This window comes from Corynebacterium pilbarense (assembly GCF_026930265.1).
Lineage (GTDB): Bacteria > Actinomycetota > Actinomycetes > Mycobacteriales > Mycobacteriaceae > Corynebacterium > Corynebacterium pilbarense.
Genome location: NZ_JANRML010000001.1, coordinates 42257 through 61888, shown reverse-complemented (window position 1 = coordinate 61888; position 19632 = coordinate 42257). Strand labels below are relative to the sequence as shown.

General features: G+C 65.0%; 18 protein-coding genes. 7 read left to right on the top strand and 11 right to left on the bottom strand.

Annotated features, from left to right (window positions below; genetic code table 11):
• Positions 1-19 precede the first annotated feature (19 nt).
• Positions 20-1225: a protein adenylyltransferase SelO family protein gene (locus NUW87_RS00275; RefSeq protein ID WP_269026778.1), complete on the top strand. Its 1206-nt coding sequence runs from the start codon at positions 20-22 to the stop codon at positions 1223-1225.
• Between the two features lie 6 nt (positions 1226-1231).
• Here NUW87_RS00275 and mqo read toward each other — a convergent pair whose 3' ends face one another.
• The gene (gene mqo / locus NUW87_RS00270; protein WP_269026777.1) at positions 1232-2743 is read right to left on the bottom strand and encodes a malate dehydrogenase (quinone); all 1512 of its coding nucleotides are present in this window, start codon (positions 2741-2743) and stop codon (positions 1232-1234) included.
• Between the two features lie 131 nt (positions 2744-2874).
• On the opposite strand from mqo, the gene NUW87_RS00265 reads away from it, so the two are divergent.
• The 4 genes from NUW87_RS00265 (at position 2875) to NUW87_RS00250 (ending at position 6550) form a co-directional block, all read left to right on the top strand.
• Complete coding sequence (locus NUW87_RS00265) at positions 2875-3882, top strand: alpha/beta hydrolase (RefSeq protein WP_269026776.1); 1008 nt, start codon at positions 2875-2877, stop codon at positions 3880-3882.
• A gap of 41 nt (positions 3883-3923) precedes the next feature.
• Positions 3924-5351, top strand: a complete 1428-nt coding sequence (mtr, locus tag NUW87_RS00260; protein WP_269026775.1) for a mycothione reductase — start codon at positions 3924-3926, stop codon at positions 5349-5351.
• A gap of 321 nt (positions 5352-5672) precedes the next feature.
• Positions 5673-6080, top strand: coding sequence for a hypothetical protein (locus NUW87_RS00255; protein ID WP_269026774.1), 408 nt, complete (start codon positions 5673-5675; stop codon positions 6078-6080).
• Positions 6081-6133: 53 nt separating this feature from the next.
• On the top strand, positions 6134-6550 hold the full coding sequence (locus NUW87_RS00250) for a hypothetical protein (protein WP_269026773.1): 417 nt from the start codon (positions 6134-6136) through the stop codon (positions 6548-6550).
• A 142-nt stretch (positions 6551-6692) separates the two neighbouring features.
• On the opposite strand, the gene map is transcribed toward NUW87_RS00250, so the two are convergent.
• Genes map through dxr form a run of 5 tightly spaced genes read right to left on the bottom strand, consistent with a single transcriptional unit; the run spans position 6693 to position 13036 of the window.
• Positions 6693-7592, bottom strand: a complete 900-nt coding sequence (gene map, locus NUW87_RS00245; protein WP_269026772.1) for a type I methionyl aminopeptidase — start codon at positions 7590-7592, stop codon at positions 6693-6695.
• Between the two features lie 53 nt (positions 7593-7645).
• Positions 7646-9460 carry a penicillin-binding transpeptidase domain-containing protein gene (locus NUW87_RS00240; protein ID WP_269026771.1) on the bottom strand — a complete coding sequence of 605 codons (1815 nt, stop codon included), beginning with the start codon at positions 9458-9460 and terminating at the stop codon, positions 7646-7648.
• Position 9461: 1 nt separating this feature from the next.
• Positions 9462-10625 (bottom strand): flavodoxin-dependent (E)-4-hydroxy-3-methylbut-2-enyl-diphosphate synthase, encoded by a 1164-nt coding sequence (ispG, locus tag NUW87_RS00235; RefSeq protein WP_269026770.1) that lies wholly within the window; start codon positions 10623-10625, stop codon positions 9462-9464.
• A 20-nt stretch (positions 10626-10645) separates the two neighbouring features.
• Positions 10646-11854 carry a M50 family metallopeptidase gene (locus tag NUW87_RS00230; protein ID WP_269026769.1) on the bottom strand — a complete coding sequence of 403 codons (1209 nt, stop codon included), beginning with the start codon at positions 11852-11854 and terminating at the stop codon, positions 10646-10648.
• 15 nt (positions 11855-11869) lie between these two features.
• A complete protein-coding gene (gene dxr, locus NUW87_RS00225) occupies positions 11870-13036 on the bottom strand; it encodes a 1-deoxy-D-xylulose-5-phosphate reductoisomerase (protein ID WP_269026768.1) in 1167 nt (388 codons plus the stop codon).
• A 186-nt stretch (positions 13037-13222) separates the two neighbouring features.
• Here dxr and NUW87_RS00220 point away from each other — a divergent pair, with 186 nt between their 5' ends.
• Entirely contained in the window at positions 13223-13756 is a 534-nt protein-coding gene (locus NUW87_RS00220) for a DUF2631 domain-containing protein (protein WP_239217158.1), read from the top strand.
• Between the two features lie 209 nt (positions 13757-13965).
• Here the strand turns inward: NUW87_RS00220 and rlmN are convergent, their stop codons facing one another.
• From rlmN to frr, 3 genes are all read right to left on the bottom strand, one after another.
• Positions 13966-15069, bottom strand: a complete 1104-nt coding sequence (gene rlmN, locus NUW87_RS00215) for a dual-specificity RNA methyltransferase RlmN (RefSeq protein ID WP_239217159.1) — start codon at positions 15067-15069, stop codon at positions 13966-13968.
• Between the two features lie 65 nt (positions 15070-15134).
• Complete coding sequence (locus NUW87_RS00210) at positions 15135-16055, bottom strand: phosphatidate cytidylyltransferase (protein WP_272508559.1); 921 nt, start codon at positions 16053-16055, stop codon at positions 15135-15137.
• A 36-nt stretch (positions 16056-16091) separates the two neighbouring features.
• Positions 16092-16649, bottom strand: a complete 558-nt coding sequence (gene frr / locus NUW87_RS00205) for a ribosome recycling factor (RefSeq protein ID WP_181888652.1) — start codon at positions 16647-16649, stop codon at positions 16092-16094.
• A gap of 77 nt (positions 16650-16726) precedes the next feature.
• On the opposite strand from frr, the gene NUW87_RS00200 reads away from it, so the two are divergent.
• Positions 16727-17809, top strand: a complete 1083-nt coding sequence (locus NUW87_RS00200) for an amidase family protein (RefSeq protein WP_269026767.1) — start codon at positions 16727-16729, stop codon at positions 17807-17809.
• Here the strand turns inward: NUW87_RS00200 and pyrH are convergent.
• A complete protein-coding gene (gene pyrH, locus NUW87_RS00195) occupies positions 17806-18489 on the bottom strand; it encodes a UMP kinase (protein ID WP_269027011.1) in 684 nt (227 codons plus the stop codon). The two genes, NUW87_RS00200 and pyrH, sit on opposite strands and share 4 nt — an antisense overlap.
• A 231-nt stretch (positions 18490-18720) precedes the next feature.
• Complete coding sequence (gene tsf, locus NUW87_RS00190) at positions 18721-19539, bottom strand: translation elongation factor Ts (protein WP_269026766.1); 819 nt, start codon at positions 19537-19539, stop codon at positions 18721-18723.
• Between the last annotated feature and the right edge of the window lie 93 nt (positions 19540-19632).

Sequence of the window (19632 nt, the reverse complement as noted above, 5' to 3'; positions counted from 1 at the left end):
ATCAGTTTAGGGTGGAGCCATGAATCACCCCCAGCTCGCCCACACGCTCGCAAAGGCTCTGCCGGAGCTCGCTCACGAAGAGCCCGGCACGGAGTTTGAGAACCCGCAGCTTGTCGCGCTCAATGAGCCGCTTGCGGAAGAGCTCGGGCTCGATGTCGCGTGGCTCAAGTCTGACGACGGCCTAAAGTTCCTCTCCGGCTCCCACGGCGGCCACGCCATGGCGTACGCTGCACACCAGTTCGGCCAGTTCGTGCCATTGCTTGGCGACGGCCGCGCCCTGCTCCTCGGCGACATCGCCGGGCATGAGATCCAGCTCAAGGGATCCGGCTTGACCGCGTTTTCGCGCCCCGGCACGGACGGGGTGGGCGCGATCGGGCCGATGCTGCGCGAGCACCTCGTCTCCACGTTCATGCATGCGGTCGGCGTGCCCACCACCCGCTCGCTTGCGGTGCTGTCCACCGGCGGCACCGTGATCCGCCAAAACGGCGCGGTCCCCGGCGGCATTGTCGTGCGCGTGGCCAAGAGCCACCTGCGCGTGGGAACAGTGCAGTACGCGGCGACGCAATCGGAGGAACTGACGCAGAAGGTCGTCGCCGCCGCCGGTTTCGCGGACGCCGTGGAGATGTTGCGCACCGTCACCCGGCGCCAGTTCGACCTGGTGGCGCACTGGATGCGCCTGGGCTTCGTCCACGGGGTGATAAACACCGACAACGTGGCGCTGTCGGGCGAGACCATCGACTACGGGCCGTGCGCGTTCACCGAGCGTTTCGACGGCACCGCGAGCTTCTCCTCCATCGACCGCCAGGGACGCTACGCGTTTGGCAACCAGCCCAACATCATCGCGTGGAACATGGCGCGGCTGGCGGAGGCGCTCTATCCCCTCCTCGGCGCGGAGAAGGTCGACGAGTACGTCAAAACCGTCCAACCAGCCTGGGACGAGGCGTGGGCGAAGTGGATCGGAAGCGACCACGACGGACTCAACGCCGCCGCCGACATCACCATCTACAACCGCGAGCACGGCATCAACGGTGAGCCCGGCCCTATCTTCATCCCCCGCAACCAGATGCTGCAGGAGGCTATCGACGCCGCCGAGCTCCGCGGCGACTACGCCCCGTACAACGAGCTGCTCGCCGCGGTGAGCGATCCGTACAACGAAAAAGCCGGGCCTGAATGGATGGCCCGGCCTGAAGGGCAGCTGCCCTTTGTCACCTTCTGCGGAACGTAGGGAGCGCTACAGGGTGTTTTCGTCCGTGTCCAGCCCCAGCGTCTTCTGGGTCCACGCCCACTGCTCGTCGTAAGCGGCCTCGTCGCGCTTGAGGGACTTGCCGTAGGTGGGGAACATTTCGTGGAGCTTGTCGCCCCAGTCGATCATGTGCTCGCCGAAGCAGCGCTCCAGAAGCTCGATCATGGCGGCCGGGGTGATGGACGCACCTGGGGAGGCGCCGAGCACGCCGGCGATGGTGCCGTTCTGGTCGTTCACCAGGGCGGTGCCGAATTCGAGGGTGCCGAAGCGCGGGAACGCGGCCGGCTTGATCACCTGCACGCGCTGGCCAGCAACCACGACCTCCCAGTCCTTGCCGTCAGCTGCCGGGTAGTACTCGTGCAGCATGTCCACCTTGCCGTCGAAGTCGCGGAAGACCTCCTGCACCAGGTACTTCACCAGTGCAAGGTTGGTTGCGCCGACGCCGAGGTAGGACGGGATGTTGTCCAGACGGATTGACTTGAACAGGTCCAGGTAGGAGCCTTCCTTGAGGAACTTCGGGCTCCAGCCGCCGTAGGGGCCGAACAGGAGGGATTCCTTGCCGTCGACCACGCGCAGGTCCAGGTGCGGCACGGACATCGGCGGGGCGCCGACCTTAGCCTTGCCGTAGACCTTGGCCTTGTGCTGCTGCACCAGTTCCTGGTTGTCGGTCTTGAGCCACATGCCGGAGATCGGGAAGCCGGCGTAGCCGTGCACCTCGGGCACGCCTGCCTTGCGCAGCAGGTCCAGGGCGTAGCCGCCGGCGCCGACGAAGACGAAGCGGGCGCGCACGACCTGCTTGTCGCCGGTGTGGACGTTTTTGACCGTGACCTTCCAGAAGTTGCCCTCACGCTTGATGTTGGTCACTTCGCGGCCGTAGCGGATCTCGGTGCCGTTGCTCTTCGCTGCGTCGAGGAACTGTCCGGTCAGGGAGCCGTAGTTGATGTCGGTGCCCGCGTTGGTCCAGGAGATGGCCACCGGCTCGGCGTCGAAGTCGCGGCCCTGGGACATCAGCGGCAGCTTCTCCGCGAAGGTTTCACGGTCGTCCGCGAACTGCATGTTGGGGAACATGTGGTTTGCGGAGAGCTTGTCGTAGCGCTTGCGCAGGTAGTTGATCTGGTCTTCGCCCTGTGCGAAGGACACGTGCGGCACGGGGTTGATGAAGGCGCGCGGATCCGTCAGCACACCGTTTTCCACCTGGTAGGACCAGAACTGGCGCGACAACTGGAACTTCTCGTTGATGTTCATCGCCTTGGAGACATCAATGCGGCCGTTCTTCTCCGGCGTGTAGTTCAGCTCGCACAGTGCAGAGTGGCCGGTACCGGCGTTGTTGAACGGGTAGGAGGATTCCTCGGCAGGACCGTCGAGCCGCTCGAAGATCATCTGGGACCAGTCGGGCTCCAGCTCGTGCAGCATCGAGCACAGTGTCGCGCTCATGATGCCGGCGCCGACGTGCAGGATGTCCACCTCGTCCGCGTACTTCTTACCACCGTTGTCAGACATGCGTAGTCATCCTTTGATGTTTATCGACTTTTGGGAGTGGTGACCATATTACGTCCCCTTCCCCGCCAAGGTGCAAAGGCTTGTCGACGACCAAAGGTCCGAACCGTTCGCAGAAAAGTATCATCGGCCGCATGAGTGACACCGCGCATCAGCTTGATTGGCAACCTGACCCGCTCGGCGACGGATTCGAGCAGGCCGTCCTTCCCCAAGGAAAGGACCCGGATAGCAGGACTCGCGTGGATGCGGTGCTGGTGCGGGACGTGCGCGCGTCGCAAAGCAAAAGCCCCGAAAAGCCCGCGGTGCTGTGGGTGCACGGCATGTCCGACTACTTTTTCCAATCCCACGTCGCCGACGAGTTCGCGCGGCACGGGTACCCGTTTTACGCGCTGGACTTGCGGCGCTGCGGGCGCGCGTTGAGGAAGGATCAGCGCGCCCACTTCACCCTCGCCATGAGCCGGTACTTCTCCGAGCTCACGCAGGCGCTGGAGATCCTCGCCGCGGAGCACGGTTCGGTGGTGGTGCTGGCGCACTCCACAGGCGGATTGATCGTGCCGCTGTGGGCGGATCACCTGCGCTGCGAAAAGCCTGCGGAGCATGGGAAACTCGCCGGTGTGATCCTCAACAGCCCCTGGCTGGACATGCAGTTCCCGAAGTGGCAGGTGGCCGCGCTCAAGCCACTGCTCAACTTCTTCGGCGCGATCTTCCCGTCACTGCCGCTGCTGCAGCGCGGCGAGGGTACGTACGGCAAGTCCATCCACAGGGACTTCCACGGCGAATGGGAATTCAACACGCAGTGGAAGCCGATTGACGGGCACCGCAAGTACCTGGGCTGGATCCGCGCGGTGATCAAGGGGCAGGAACAGATCCACGCCGGGGACGTTGACACTGGTGTGCCGACGCTGACGCTATGCTCTTCGCATTCTTATCTTGGCGAGGAGTACTCCCCCGCTGCCGACACTGCAGACACGGTGCTGGACGTTGACCAGATTCAGCGCTGGGCGCCAACCCTTTCCGACACCGCTGACGTGCAGGTCATCGACGGCGCAAGGCACGACGTGTTCCTATCCGAGCGCCACGCCCGCGAGACCGCATTCAAGGCCGTATTTGGGTGGCTCGACGGCCAGGAATTCACCCAGTAACGTCCATACGCAAAACACACATATATATAGAGGAGAAGACCATGCCCGCTCACGGAAGCGATTTGCAGGATGCCACACACTACGACCTGATCATTGTGGGAACGGGATCGGGCAACTCCATCCTCACTCCGGACTTCGACGACAAGAACGTCGCGATCGTGGAGAAAGGCGCGTTCGGGGGCACGTGCCTCAACGTCGGCTGCATCCCCACCAAGATGTACGTGCTCGCCGCGGAGCAGGCGTACGCAGCGCGCGAGGCCGGAAAGCTCGGCATTGACCTGGAATACAAGGGCGCGGACTGGCCCGGCATTGTCGAGCGTGTCTTTGAAAACCGCATCGACCTGATCGCCAAGGGCGGAGAGGACTACCGCCGCAACGGCTGCCCCAACGTCACGGTCTACGACGTGGAAGCGCGCTTCGTCGGCCCCAAGAAGCTTTCGACCGGACGCGGAGGGACCGAAGAGCTCATCACCGCCGACACGGTCATCCTCGCCGCCGGCGCCCGCCCGTTCATTCCGGAATGGGCACACGATGTCACATTCCACACCAACGAGGACATCATGCGCCTGGAGCGCCAGCCGAAGTCTCTGACCATCGTCGGCGGGGGATTCATCGCCATGGAGTTCGCGCACGTCTTTGACGCCCTCGGCACCGAGGTGACCATCATCAGCCGCTCGCAGCTGCTGCGACAGCTGGACGAGGACCTCGCGGAGCCGTTCAACAAACTCGCCGCCGAGCGCTACACCGTCCACATGGGCCGCACGGTCACCTCCGCTTCCGAGGACAGCGACGGCGTCACGCTCACGCTCGACGACGGCACCACGGTCAGCTCCGAGTCCCTCCTGATCGCCACGGGCCGTATCCCCAACAGCGACCCCCTCGACGTCGCCGCTGCCGGGATCGAAACGCACGAAGACGGACGCGTCGCCGTCGACGAGTTCGGCCGCACCTCAGTGGACGGCGTGTGGGCGCTCGGCGACCTGTCGTCGCCGTATCAGCTCAAGCACGTGGCCAACGCGGAACAGCGCGCCGTGACGCACAACGTGCTCCAAGCCTGGGCGGGCGACGGCGATTCCACGATGGTGCCGATGCCGCACGATCACGTCCCGTCAGCGATCTTCACCCACCCGCAGATCGCGACGGTGGGGATGACCGAACAGCAGGCCGAGGAAGCCGGCTTCGACGTCACGGTGAAGGTGCAGAACTACGGCGACGTGGCCTACGGCTGGGGCTTGGAGGACTCCACCGGCTTGGTGAAGCTGGTGGCCGACCGCCAAAGCGGCCAGCTTTTGGGGGCTCACTACATGGGCCCACAGGCATCCACCTTGATCCAGCAAATGGTTACCGTTCTCGCGTACGGGCTGGATCTGCGGGACTTCCCGCGGTCTCAGTACTGGATCCACCCGTCCCTGGCAGAGGTGACCGAAAACGCGATCCTCGGCCTCGACCTGACGTTCAAAGAAGTCTAAACCTCTACTTCACCCCCTCTTTCGGGGGACTGCGTTAAAAGGCATGACCTTTTCGGCACACCCGCCGAAAAGAGCACGTGAGAGATATTTGGAATAGCCCAAACTTTTCAGCCAACGCCAAGCTTTCCAACCTTTGGTTGAACTTTTGAAAATTTTTAAGCGTCAACTTGCATACGGCTGGAAGTGTTCGGCTATTGTCAGTGCAGACACCGGGACCGAGCCCACCGGGCTTGCTATCGGTCCTAGGAGCTCAATGCCCCTGGGATTCTTTGAATTCCACCCGGACGTCGTGCAAGAACTATCAGAGAAGGATTTCGTTTCATGCGTAATTTCCGTAAGGCAGCCCTCGCCGGCGCTACCGCCGTCGCTGTGGCATTCGGCTCCACCGCAGTCGCAACCGCCGAGACCACTGAGGACACCACCGCGGCAGAGAACACCTACGTCGCACCGTCCCGTCCGGTTGAGGACAAGGACGGCAAGGACGGCGTCAAGCCGGGTTCCTCCCACAAGATCACCAACTCCGAGTGGCTCCAGTTCCGCGACGAGGACGGCAACCTGCGCGGCACCGACGGCGAGGCAATCTTCGGCGAGAAGGACAACTTCGACGCACAGCCGCGTTACGCCAAGCTCGGCTACGGCGCAACCATCTTCACCGCTGTCTCCGCACTCGTCGGCCTCATCGTTGGCCCGCTGTACAACTTCTTCGTTCACGGCGAATTCAACTTCTAAGACCGCGGACTTCCGCAAACCAATTCCACTCACATTTCGAAAGAAGGAAAACGATGCGTAACTTCCGCACCGCTGCAGTTGCTTCCGCAACCGCTTTGACCGTCCTCGCTGGCGGCACCGCAATCGCGTCCGCTGAGGATGCTCAGAACGAGACCACCTCCAACGACAAGGCTGTTGTCTTCGTTGGCAAGCAGGAGGGCGACAAGGACTTCGGTAAGGTCGTCAGCGACGGCACCGAGGGCCTCTTCGGTGGCAAGGGCTCTTCCCAGTACTTCGATGACAAGGACGAGCCGTTCTACCCGACCGACGCTTTCGGCAACAAGACCAACAAGGAAGACGTTCCGCAGTGGGCTCGCTACTGGATCGACGGCTCCATCGTCGCTGCCATCGGCGCCCTGGTCGGCCTGATCATCGCTGGCCTGAACTTCTCCTTCTACAACGGCTGGCTGCAGCACCCGCTCTCCCGCTAAACAGTAGCGCTTGAGCTAGAAGGCTGAAGCCCCGTCGCTTATCGCGACGGGGTTTCGTTCTGCCTAAGGTCGGCTCTTCGTACAAAACAGGCGGGTCTGTACGGAATTACTCCGTACAGACTCGCTCTGACTACTGCAGGAGCTACTCCCCCAGCATGTGCTGCCCGGCGGCCACGTCCGCGTCCGGGATGGTGAGGATCTCGTTGCCGTCGTCGGTGATCACGATGGTGTGCTCAAACTGGGCGGTGTACTCGCCGTCGACGTTCTGCACTGTCCAGCCGTCGTCCCACACGCGGTACGGCAACTCGCCGAGGTTGATCATCGGCTCGATAGTCAGCGTCATGCCCGGCTCGAGGACGTCCGTGTAGGCGTCGGAGTCGTAGTGCAGCACCACAAGCCCGTTGTGGAAGGTGGTGCCCACGCCGTGGCCGGTGAAGTCAGTGACCACGTTGTAGCCGAAGCGCTTGGCGTAGGACTCGATCACGCGCCCGATCACGTTGATCTGGCGGCCCGGCTTCGCAGCCTTAATGCCACGCATCATCGCCTGGTAGGTGCGGTCCACCAAGTCCTTGTGCTCCTGGGCCACCTCGCCGGCGAAGAAAGTGGCGTTGGTGTCGCCGTGCACGCCGTTTTTGTAGGCGGTGACGTCGATGTTGACGATGTCGCCCTCCTGGATCACCGTGGTGTCCGGGATGCCGTGGCAGACAATTTCATTCAGGGAGATGCAGGAGGACTTCGGGTATCCGCGGTAGCCCAGCGTCGACGGGTATGCGCCGTGCTCCACCAGGTAGTCGTGGACCATACCGTCGATCTCGTCGGTGGTCTTGCCTGGGGCTACAGCAGCACCGGCAAGCGCGAGCGCGTTCGCCGCGATCTTGGAGGCCTCGCGCATCGCCTCGATGGTCTCCGGGGTCTGGACGATCGGCTCGCCGACGTTCTCCTGGACCTCGTCCTTCCACGCGTACTCGGGGCGCTCAATGCTCTTTGGCACCTTGCGCTCTGGGGTGGGTTTTCCTGGGGTGAGTAGGCCTCGATTATTCATGTCCCCAATGGTAGACCCGCGGTCAAACGGACCAACACAGCCCGCTGCAAGGCTTACTGGGCGGGCGCGTCGAGGTTCAGCAGCATCCGGTCTGATAGCGCCACAGCGGCCTCAGAACCGCCTCCGAGGACCACCAGCGTGGCGAAGGCAATGTCGTCGTCTGCCCGGTAGCCAGTGAACCACGAGTGGGAGCCTTCGTTGATCTCGGCCTCACCAGTCTTGCCGCGGATGTCGCCGCCCGCGGTGAACGCGCTCGCCGTACCACCCGGGCCGGTCACCGCGGCCATCATCTGGCGCAGCTCCTCTACCGCCTGCGGGTCCATGGGCGGAGCGTCCTCGCTCAGCTTCGTCTCTTCACCCTCCACCAGATACGGCACGGGCAACGAGCCGCGGGCGGCCGCGGCGGAGACGAGCGCCATGCCAAACGGGCTGGCCAGATCTAGGCCCTGGCCATAGCCGGCCTCGGTGCGGTCCAGCGGCTCATCGCCGTCGGGGATGGAGCCTGTGATGGTCTCCACTCCGGGGATCTCCATGTCTATACCGAGGCCGAACTGCTTGCCGATGGTCTTCAACTCCCCTGGCGCCAGCTTCGTGGAAATGTCTGCGAAGGTGGTGTTGCAGGAGCGAGCGAACGCGGTCTCTAGCGGCACGGTGCCCAGGCCGAAGCCTGCGTAGTTGGTCACGGTGCGCCCAAAGAGGTTCATCGTTCCGGGGCACGGCACAGGCGAGCCCGGGATGAGCCCTTGCTTGGTCAGCCCGGCGAACGCGGTGAGGATCTTAAACGTTGAGCCCGGCGGGTACTGGCCCATCGTGGCCAGGTTGCCGCCCTTGTCGGCGGCCGGCGTTTGCGCAACGGCCAGGATCCCGCCTGTGGACGGCCGGATGGCCACGATCATGGCCTGCTGGCCCGCGACCGGTTCTAAGGCCATCTCCGCAGCGCGCTGGATGCGGTGGTCCAGGCTGATGTGCACCGCCGGAGCCGGGGCGGCATCCTGGCGCTTGATCTCCTCGTAGGAGGCGCCGTTTTCGTTGACCACGTCGACGCTCCACCCGGAATCGCCCTGCAGATCGTCGCGCACCAGCTCGCCCACGCGCGCCATGATGTCGGGGGCGAAGTCCGGCTGCGCGTTGACCATCGAGGCCTCTTCGTTCAGCCGCACGCCGGGCTCGCCAGCCAGCGCCGCTTCGAACGCGTCGCGCGCAGGTGCGGGCACCACGGCGACGGAGTAGGTGCCGGAGGCGTCCTGCAGCTCTTTGGCAATACCTTCCGCGTCGCGCAGCGGCACGCCGCGATCCACCTCGTGCGCCTTCGCCAGTGCCGCACTGATACCCGCGGCCGTCGAGCTTGCGCTGCGCATCTCGTCGGTGTCCACCAGCACGCGGTACGCGGTGCCGGGCTTGAGCAGCTCCACCCCGTCGGAAGAGACCACGCTTGCCTGCGAGGGCGCCACCGAGCGCAGCTCCAGGTGCTGGTTCGCGCCCAGCCGCGGATGCAGAACGGACGGCTGCCAGCGCACGTTCCACGTATTGCCGCTCTGCGTCAGCGTCATCTGCGCCTGGTACGTCAGGTCCCGCTCGCGCGGCAGGTCCCAGCGCAGCTCATACGTGGCGGTGGCCAGGTTGTCGTCCTGGTTGACGTCGATAAGCGATGCGCTCAGGCCCTCCGCCTGCAGCCCACCCCACGTCTCGTTCAGCGAGGTTTCGGCGGCGGACGCGTCGTCGATAAGCGCAGAGTTCACCTCGCGCTTTTCCAGCGCGCTAAGGAAATCGGAGGCGGCAGGTTCGGCGTCGTTGGGGCGCGGGGTGCAACTGCATATCGACGCCGCCAGCGCCACCACCGCAACCCCCGCGACACGGCGACGCAGCATATTAGCGGGTGACCTTGACCTCGGCCTTGGCGCCCTCGACCTCCTCGAGGCCCTCCTCCTCGGCGATGCGCTGCGCGTAATCAATGAGCGTTTCCACGATCTTGGACTCCGGCACGGTCTCCACGACCTCACCCTTGACAAAGATCTGGCCCTTACCGTTGCCGGACGCCACACCGAGGTCGGCGTCGCGCGCCTCGCCCGGGCCGTTGACAACGCAGCCCATCACGGCAACGCGCAGCGGGAACTCCATGCCGTCCAGGCCAGCGGTGACCTCCTCGGCGAGCTTGTACACATCCACCTGAGCGCGGCCGCAGGACGGGCAAGAGACGATCTCCAGCTTGCGCGGGCGCAGGTTCATCGCCTGCAGGATCTGGTCGCCGACCTTGATCTCCTCCACCGGGTCGGCGGACAGGGACACGCGGATGGTATCGCCGATACCCTGCGAGAGCAGCGCGCCGAAGGCCACGGAGGACTTGATCGTGCCCATGAATTTCGGGCCTGCCTCGGTCACGCCGAGGTGCAGCGGGTAATCGGTCTTCTCCGCCAGCTGGCGGTAGGCCTCCACCATCAGCACCGGGTCGGAGTGCTTCACGGAAATGGCAATGTCGCCGTAGCCGTACTCCTCGAACAGGCCGGCCTCGTAGATTGCGGACTCCACCAGAGCTTCCGGGGTGGCCTTGCCGTACTTCTCCAGCAGGCGCTTGTCCAGGGAGCCGCCGTTGACGCCGATGCGGATCGGGATACCGGCGTCACCCGCAGCCTTAGCCACCTCCTTGACGCGGCCGTCGAACTCCTTGATATTGCCCGGGTTCACACGCACGGCCGCACAGCCGGCGTCGATGGCCGCGAAGATGTACTTCGGCTGGAAGTGGATGTCCGCGATCACCGGGATCGGCGACTTCGCAGCAATGGCCGGCAGGGCTTCCGCGTCCACGGTCTTCGGGCAAGCCACTCGCACGATGTCGCAGCCCGCGGTGGTCAGCTGCGCGATCTGCTGAAGCGTGGCGTTGATGTCGTGCGTCTTCGTCGTGGTCATGGACTGCACGGAAATCGGGTGATCCGAACCGACGCCGACATCGCCCACCATCAGCTGACGGGTCTTGCGGCGCGGAGCCAAAGTCGGTGCCGGGCCTTCGGGCATGCCTAATCCGATGGGGGTGTTCATGGTGGCTAACTCTAGCACCGTCAGCCAAAAATTCGGACGGGGTTGACCACGTCCGCGGCCATGACCAACACACCGACGCCGAGCAGCAGCGCAGCCATGGCGTACGTCAAGGGCATGAGCTTTTCATAGTTCGCGGGAGCGCCCGGGCCGAGGCCACGGAGGCGTCGTAAAGCATCGCGAATCTTTTCGTACAGCACCACCGCAATGTGCCCGCCGTCCAGCGGCGGCAGCGGCACAAGATTGAACAGCGCGAGGAAGAAGTTCAGGTTGGCCAGCATCATCCAGAATGCAGACCACATATCCTGCTCCACTAGCTCACCGCCGGTGCGCGAGGCACCGATGACACTGACCGGGCCCTCGATGTCGCGTTCCGCGCCGAAGATGGAGGCCACAACACCCGGGATCTTCGCCGGGAACGACGCAATGCCGTCCACCGTCGCGCGCAGCATTTGGCCGGTGAACCGGAAGGTCGCAGGCACCGCTTCTGCCGGGCCGTACTGCTTCACCGCGTCCGTGGGGGGCGCTGAGACGATGCCCACCGCACCCTGGGTGACGCGCTCGCCGGTGGCCGGGTCGATGCGCTCAACCTCGGCGACAGGCACGTCGAGGGTGACGGTTTCTCCGCCGCGCAGCACCTCGAGGCGCACGGTTTCGCCAGGCTGCTTAGCGACGGCATCCCGCAACTGCCCGAATTGCTCAATCTCCTGCCCGTCAAGCGCCACCAGCGTGTCGCCGACCTGGACACCGGCCTCGCCCGCCGGGCCCGCACCGGAGCACTCCCCCAGTGTGTCGGCGTCCACCTGGTCGGCGACGCACACCGTCTTGCCCACGCGCGGGGTGAAGTCCGCGTCCGGATTCGGGATGCCGGAAAACACCGCCACAAAGTAGGTGATGACAACGCCGATGAGCAGGTTCATCACAATGCCGCCGGCAAGCACCGCGATGCGCTGCCACGCCGGCTTGTTCACCATCGCGTGCGGCTCCTCCTCCGGCGTGAGGGGATCCATCGCAGTCATGCCCGCGATGTCGCAAAACCCGCCGAACGGCAGCGCGGCAAGGCCGTACTCCGTGTGGCCCTTCGTGGTCGACCACACCGTGGGGCCAAATCCAATGAAATAGCGTCGCACGCGCATGCCAAAGGCGCGGGCAGTGAACATGTGCCCCGCCTCGTGCAGCGCAATGGACGCGGCGATCGCAAGCGCGAACGCCAGAATGCCTAGCGCACCCACAGAACCCCTAGTGCGCTACTTGTGCGCGAGGCGCTCGACAACGGCCTCCGCACGCTCGCGAGCGCGGGATTCGGTGCGCAGGACCGCGTTGACGTCGGCCGGTGCCTCCGCGAAATCATCCGCGTTCTCGAGAACCTCGGCGATGATGTCCACGATGTACGGGAACTTGATGCGGCCTGCCACGAACGCGTCAACGGCAACCTCGTTGGCCGCGTTGTAGATCGCCGGGTACGGCTCGCCCTTCTCAGCCGCCTGGCGTGCCAGCTTCACCGCCGGGAACGCTTCCTCATCCAACGGCTCGAAGGTCCATTCGAAGGCCTGCGAGAAGTCCAGGGCAGGCTGCGCGTCCGGGATACGGTTCGGCCAGTTCAGCGCGTGGGAGATCGGCAGCATCATCGACGGCGGGGACGCCTGGGCGATCGTGGCGCCGTCGGTGAACGTCACCATGGAGTGGACGATGGACTGCGGGTGGACCGTGACGTCGATGTTGTCCGGCTCGACGTCGAACAGTAGCGATGCCTCAATCAGCTCCAGGCCCTTGTTCACCATCGTCGCGGAGTTCAGCGAGTTCATAGAGCCCATAGACCACGTCGGGTGGGCGACGGCCTGCTCGTAGGTGACGTTCATCAGTTCCTCGCGGGAATTGCCGCGGAATGGGCCACCGGAGGCGGTGAGCACGAAGCGGGCCACCTCCCCGCGGTCGCCGGAGCGCAGCGATTGGGCCATCGCGGAATGCTCCGAATCCACCGGGACAATCTGTCCGGGTTTCGCCGCTTCCAGCACGAAACGGCCGCCGGCAACGAGCGACTCCTTGTTTGCCAGCGCGAGCGTCGCGCCGGACTTCAGCGCGGCGAGGGTCGCCGGCAGACCCGCGGCGGAGCCGACGAGCGCGTTGAGCACCAGGTCCGCCTCCTGCGACTCCACCAGAGCCGCAGCGCAGGTGTCACCGGTAATAACGAAGCCGCCGAGCGCCTTCGAAACCTTCTTGGCTCCTTCCAGATCGCGCACGGCAACCTGGTCGGCGCTAAGGCCGAATTCGCGGGCTTGCTCAATAGCCCGCTCCGGGTTGGTTCCACCGGTGGCGATGCCGACCACGTCGAATTGGTCCCTATGCTTGCGGATGACATCAATCGCCTGAGATCCGATAGAACCTGTCGAGCCCAAGATGATTACATTCTTCACGTGCCCATTGTGACATGAAACAGCACGTTCTGGCACTGTGCGGGCATAATCCCGTGGACTGTGGTGCGAAAGTTTGAACACATTGGGGGTAAGAAGTCCCCTTTGGCCAACCCAGTGTGCGATGATAGGCGCTGAAAGTTTTACCAATCTTGGCAACCGCTAACCAGGCTTTGAAGGAGCATTCCAGTGGCCCACGCGAAGGACAACGCACCCCAGGTGTACAACGGTGTTTCTGAGGCGGACGTTCCGTCTGCCCGTTTCGGCTGGAGCGCGTTCACGGACCGCACCATCCAGATCGCCGGTTGGATCTCCGTCCTGTTCCTCATCGCCTACAACTTTGGCAACCACCAGGGCCACGTGGAGACCATCTGGCTCATCGCCCTGGCTGTGCTGATCGCACTCGGCCTGATCCTGCACGCGACCAAGCCGAAGCTGAGCCAGGTGCGCACCGTCACCTCCCACAACAAGCCGGTGGGCCACCAGGAGCCGGACTGGATGTACGACCAGGCCACCCTCTCCGGCGACGTGTACGAGAACCTTTCCGACTCCCAGCTGCGCGCCCTGAACATCGAGCCGAGCCGCGTCGCCCACCTGCGCCCGGCACACGGCCAGGAGCGTGTGGTTGAGCGCACCGCTGCCCGCCCGGTCGACGCGCCGCACCAGCGCGAAGACGTTGAGGTCATCACCGTCGAGTCCCGCGGCAAGCACGAGCGCATCTAAGCTTCTCGACGCCACCGTTACCGCCAGCCCCCGCTGCTGGCGGTTTTTTCGTGCCCCTTGGTCGCGACGGGTTCCCCTCCATACGGCAAACCCTGGGAGGCACATCCTGGCAATGCGCGATTTTTGCGCGATCCCAGGGTAAGCCTCCCAGGGTCTGTGTCACCGACTACCGCCCTCCAGCTTAAATCCGCGGGCAGCCGGGCGCGGTTTTAGCTGGCGTCCTCGTCGGCGGCGAGCTGGCCGCAGGCGGCGGCGATTTCCTGGCCCTTGGTGTCGCGCACAGTGCACGGCACGCCCTGGGCGGCCACGCGGCGGACGAACTCGTCCTGGCGGGCCTTCGGCGAGGCGTCCCACTTCGAGCCCGGGGTCGGGTTGAGCGGGATGACGTTGACGTGCACGCGCGATCCGAGCGCGGAGTGCAGCTTCTTGCCCAGCAGGTCCGCGCGCCAGTCGTGATCGTTCATATCGCGGATAAGCGCGTACTCGATGGACACGCGGCGGCCGGTCTCGTCCGCGTAGTAGCGGGCGGCGTCCAGCACTTCGGACACTGCGAAGCGGTTGTTGACGGGGACGAGTTCGTCGCGGAGCTCGTCGTCAGGCGTATGCAGGCTCACAGCCAGGGTGCAGGACAGGCCCTCGTCCGCGAGCATGCGGATCTGCGGGGCCAGACCCACCGTGGAGACGGTGACGTTGCGCTGGGAGATGCCGAAGCCATCCGGCGACGGCTGGGTGATCTGGCGCACCGCCTCCACAACGCGTTTGTAGTTCGCCAGCGGCTCCCCCATGCCCATGAACACGATGTTGGACAGGCGCGAGCCCTCCGCGGCCATCATCGCGGCGGCGGCGCGCACCTGGTCCACGATCTCCGCCACGGACAGGTTGCGGTCCAGCCCGCCCTGGCCGGTGGCGCAGAAGGGGCAGGCCATGCCGCAACCGGCCTGGGATGAGATGCACAGGGTGGCGCGGCCCGGGTAGCGCATGAGGACGGATTCCAGCAGGGTGCCGTCGTGAAGCCGCCACAGCGTCTTCGTGGTGTCGCCCTCATCGGTCTCCACCGTGCGCACCGGGGAGAGCAGTGTGGGAAACAGCGCGTCCTTGACGGTCTGGCGCTGCGCCTCCGGCAGGTCCGTCATGGTTAGCGGGTCGGCCTCGAACTTGCCGTAGTAGTGGCGCGCGATCTGGTCGGCGCGGAACTTTGGCAGGCCGAGTTCCTTGAGCGCGTCGATGCGTTCGGATTTGCTCAAGTCGGCGAAGTGCTTCGGCGGCATGCCGCGCTTCGGCGCGAGCAGCTGGATCTGGGGGAAATCGCTCATAATGCGCCCCATCTTGGCACGTCGCGCCGCGAATTTCGAATCTGGCGCGGGCGGAAAACCGCCGTTTAGCCGTTCATCAGCGCGATGGTGGTGAGCAGGATATACGTCGCCGCCGCGGCGGGCAGCATGCCGTCGAGGCGGTCCATAATGCCGCCGTGACCCGGCAGCAGGTTGGACATGTCCTTGATGCCCAGCTCGCGCTTGAACTGGCTTTCCACCAAATCGCCCATGGTCGCACAGATGACCAGCGCGATGCCGAGCACGATGCCCATCCACCATGGGCCGTGGATGAGGAAGGTCACTACCAGCACACCGGTGACGATGCCGGCGATCATGGAGCCGGCAAAGCCCTCCCAGGACTTGTTGGGGCTCACCGCCGGGGCCATCGGGTGTGAGCCGAACATCACGCCGGCGGCGTAACCGCCGACGTCGTTGGCCACCACGCACAGCATGAACGCCACGATGTAGGCGGAGCCGTCCACCCCTGCCTCGGTGATCCGGGAGATCATGGCTGCGAATGTGCCGAACAGCGGGATCCACGCCAGCACGAAGATCGCCACCGCGGTGTCGCGCAGGTAGTTCTCGGGCTGGTGGTGTCTACCTTGGTGGAACATGCCCCAGAACATCACCACCAGCACGGTGAAGGCGAATCCGGAGACCAGCCCTGTGGTGCCGTAAGGCGCAGACAGCCAGAGCATGGCCTGGCCGAGGATGATCATCAGCGTGCGCGGCTGGACGTAGCCGGCCTCGCGCAGGCGGGTCATCACCTCCCACATGGCCAGCGCCACGGCGGCGGCGACCAGCGGGTACCAGGCCATGGGCCCGATCCACACCGCCGCTATTACCAGCGCGCCGAGCACCACGCCCGTGGCAATCGCCGCTGGCAGGTCGCGCCCCGCCTTGTTCTTCGGCTTCGGGGCGCGGCTGGGCCAGCGGCTCGGGTTGGCCTCGCGCTCCTCCGGCGCATCACTTACCGCCGCACCCATCTCAGTGGTTTCCGTCTGCGCCTTCGACACGTCGGCTTAGACCTCCAGCAGCTCGTTTTCCTTGCGCTGCACGATCTCGTCGATCTGACCGACGTAGTCCTGAGTGGTTTTGTCCAGCGACTTTTCAGCGGTGATGACCTCGTCTTCGCCCGCGTCGCCGTCCTTCTGGATCTTCTTCAGCGCTTCCATGCCCTGGCGGCGCACGTTGCGGATGGCGATCTTGCCGTCTTCGCCCTTCTGCTTGGCCTGCTTGACCAGCTCCTTGCGGCGCTCCTCGGTGAGCTGCGGGACGGACACGCGGATGACCTGGCCGTCGTCCGTCGGGTTCACACCGAGGTCGGAGTTGCGGATGGCGTTTTCGATCTCGCCCATGGTGGACATGTCGTACGGCTTGATCAGAAGCATGCGCGGCTCCGGCACCGAGATGGTGGCCATCTGGTTGATCGGGGTGGGAGCACCGTAGAAGTCGGCCATCACGCCGTTGAACATGGCCGGGTTCGCGCGGCCGGTCCGGATGGTGGCCAGCTCGTTTCGGGTGTGCTCAACGGAGGCGGTCATGCGCTCTTCGGCGTCCAGCAAAACGTCATCAATCATGGTTTTTACCCCTATCGTTTCTCGGGTTTGCGTCCCCCTTAACTTACCAGCGCCAGCCGCGTGCCTAGACTGTCGCCATGCCGCACCCAGCCTTCACGTTCGTTGCGCCGCCCGGCGCCGCGCTCACCGGCCCGCTCGGCGGGCGGCTTTCCGGCTGGAGCATTCCGATCAAAGACGGCACGGATGTCGCCGGCATGCCCACCACGCACGGCAACCCCGCACGCGCTTACACCGCGCAAGCGACAGACCCGTTTGCGCAGATGCTTATCGACGCCGGAGCGCGCGTCAGCGCCAAAACCCTCACCTCCGAGCTCGGCGCGACCTGCTACGCGGAACGCCCCGGTGTGCCCGTGCTGGAATCCCCCGCCTTCCCCGGCTGCACGCCCGGCGGCTCCTCCGCGGGCGCGGCAGTCGTGGTCGCGGACGAGACGGTGCGTGCGGCCCACGGGACCGACGCCGGCGGCTCGATCCGTGTGCCGGCCGCGGCCTGCGGGGTGGTGGGGCTCAAACTCGCCAGCCGCGATCTGTCCGCCCACGGGTTGTTCACCCGCAACGTCGGCGACCTGTTCACGGTGACGGGATGGGCGCCGCCGGCCCGGCGACGGCTGCGCATCGGCGTGCTCACCCGCGGCGTGTTTGCGGCCCCTGAGGTGGCGGAGCGGCGCGGAGCTGACGTCGAGAAGCTTGCTGCTGCCCTCGGACGCGCCCACGATGTGGTGGAGATTTCCCCCTATGCCGAATCGCGCGAGACGTACGCGCACTTCAGCACCACAATCAAGCGCTCGTTCAAGGATGTGGACCCTCTGGACAGCGGCTACATCGCGTGGCTGAAGGATCAGGCGCACCGCCTACGCCCAGATGACGTCGCCGCAGCAAAGGCGCACACGCGCGGGTTGCCCGCGTTGCTCGCGGCGCAGTGGGGCGTGGATGCTGTGCTCTCCCCCACGATCGCTTTCGATCCGCCCCCGCTCGGCTACTTCCCCTCGCTCAGCCCGGAGGAGAGCTTCCACGCGCAAACCGAATGGTCGCCGTGGTGTTCGGTATTTAATATGCTGCGCACCCCCGCGATCGCGCTCGCGGGGGTGCATCTGGGCAGCCTGAAGCTCAGCGGCCCGGAGTTGCTCGGCCTTGCAGCACAGGCCGAGCTGTTGCGCGCTTAGGCCACCAGCGTGCCCACCTGCTCGCCGGAGACGGCGCGGGCGATGTTGCCCTCCTGCAGCAGGTTGAACACCAAGATGGGCATGTTGTTGTCCATGCAGAGGCTGAACGCGGTGGCGTCAGCGGCCTTCAGGCCGTTTTCGATGACCTCGCGCGGGGAGATTTCGGAGTACAGCTTCGCGTCCGAGTTCTCGCGCGGGTCAGAGTCGTACACGCCGTCAACGCCCTTGGCCATCAGCAGCACCTCGCAGCCGATCTCCAGCGCGCGCTGGGCAGCGGTGGTGTCGGTGGAGAAGTACGGCATACCCATGCCGGCGCCGAAGATGACCACACGGCCCTTTTCCAGGTGGCGGGCGGCGCGCAGCGGCAGGTACGGCTCCGCGATCTGCGCCATGTTGATGGACGTTTGCACGCGGCAGTCCACACCCATCTGCTGCAAAAAGTCCTGCAGCGCCAGGCAGTTCATCACCGTGCCCAGCATGCCCATGTAGTCGGAGCGTGCGCGGTCCATGCCGCGCTGTTGCAGCTCGGCGCCGCGGAAGAAGTTGCCGCCGCCGATGACCACGGCAACCTCGGTGCCTGCACGTGCCACGTCAGCGATCTGGCGCGCGACGGACTCGACCACGTCCGGGTCGATGCCGACCTTGCCTCCGCCGAACATTTCACCGCCCAACTTCAGCATCACTCGCTTGAAACCTGTGCGGCTGGGATTGAGGTCAGTCACCGAAATTCGCTCCTTCTGCGCGGCGGGTTGTTCAGATGTTCGCGAACGATTCTAGACGCGCTTTCGCGCGGGCACCGAAACGCGCACTCCGGGCTGTGTGCTTGACGACGAAGCCCCGCAGACGCCACCGGCCCAACTGGGCGGAAGCGCTCTGCGGGGCTTGGCCGTGAAGCGCTGTTCTACGGCAGCTTAAGCCTGGCCGACCTCGAAGCGGGCGAAGTCCAGGACCTCGATGCCGCTCTCCTCGGCGAACTGCTTGACGGTCTTCTTGGAGTCAGCCAGGGACGGCTGATCCAGCAGGACAACGTCCTTGAAGAAGCCGCCCATGCGGCCCTCGACGATCTTGGCGATGGCAGCTTCCGGCTTGCCCTCGTTGCGGGTGATCTCCTCCTGGACCGCACGCTCCTTCTCAACGACGTCGGCCGGGACGGACGCCTGGTTGAGGTAGCGGGCCTTCATCGCTGCGATCTGCAGAGCGACCTGGTGTGCGGCCTCAGCGTTGTCGCCGGTGTAGGACACGAGGACGCCAACTGCCGGCGGCAGGTCTGCAGCCTTCTGGTGCAGGTACTTGGCCACCTGCTCACCCTCGATGGTGGTGGCGCGGCGCAGCTCGAGCTTCTCGCCGATCTTTGCGGAGAGGCGCTCCAGGACGTCGTGCGCGGTCTCGCCGTTCACGTCTGCGTTCGCCAGCTCCTCCTGGGAGTTCGCCTTCGCTGCTGCTGCGGCGTCGGCGATCTGTGCGGCGATGTCCTTGAACTCCTGGTTCTTGGCAACGAAGTCGGTCTCGGAGTTGATCTCGACGATGGTGTTGCCGGAGATGGCGACCAGGCCCTCGAGGGCGTTGCGCTCTGCGCGCTTGCCCACGTCCTTGGCGCCCTTGATGCGGAGGTTTTCGACGGCCTTATCGAAGTCGCCGCCGGTCTCCTCGAGTGCCTTCTTGCAGTCGAGCATGCCGGAACCGGTGGTCTCGCGGAGCTTCTTGACGTCAGCAGCAGTGTAGTTCGCCATAGTGGGCGATCCTCCTCGTGAATGTGTTGCTAAAAGTGTTCAAACCGTTTCAAGCGTAGCCGACAGTACTCGTTGTGGCACGGCTTGGAGCGG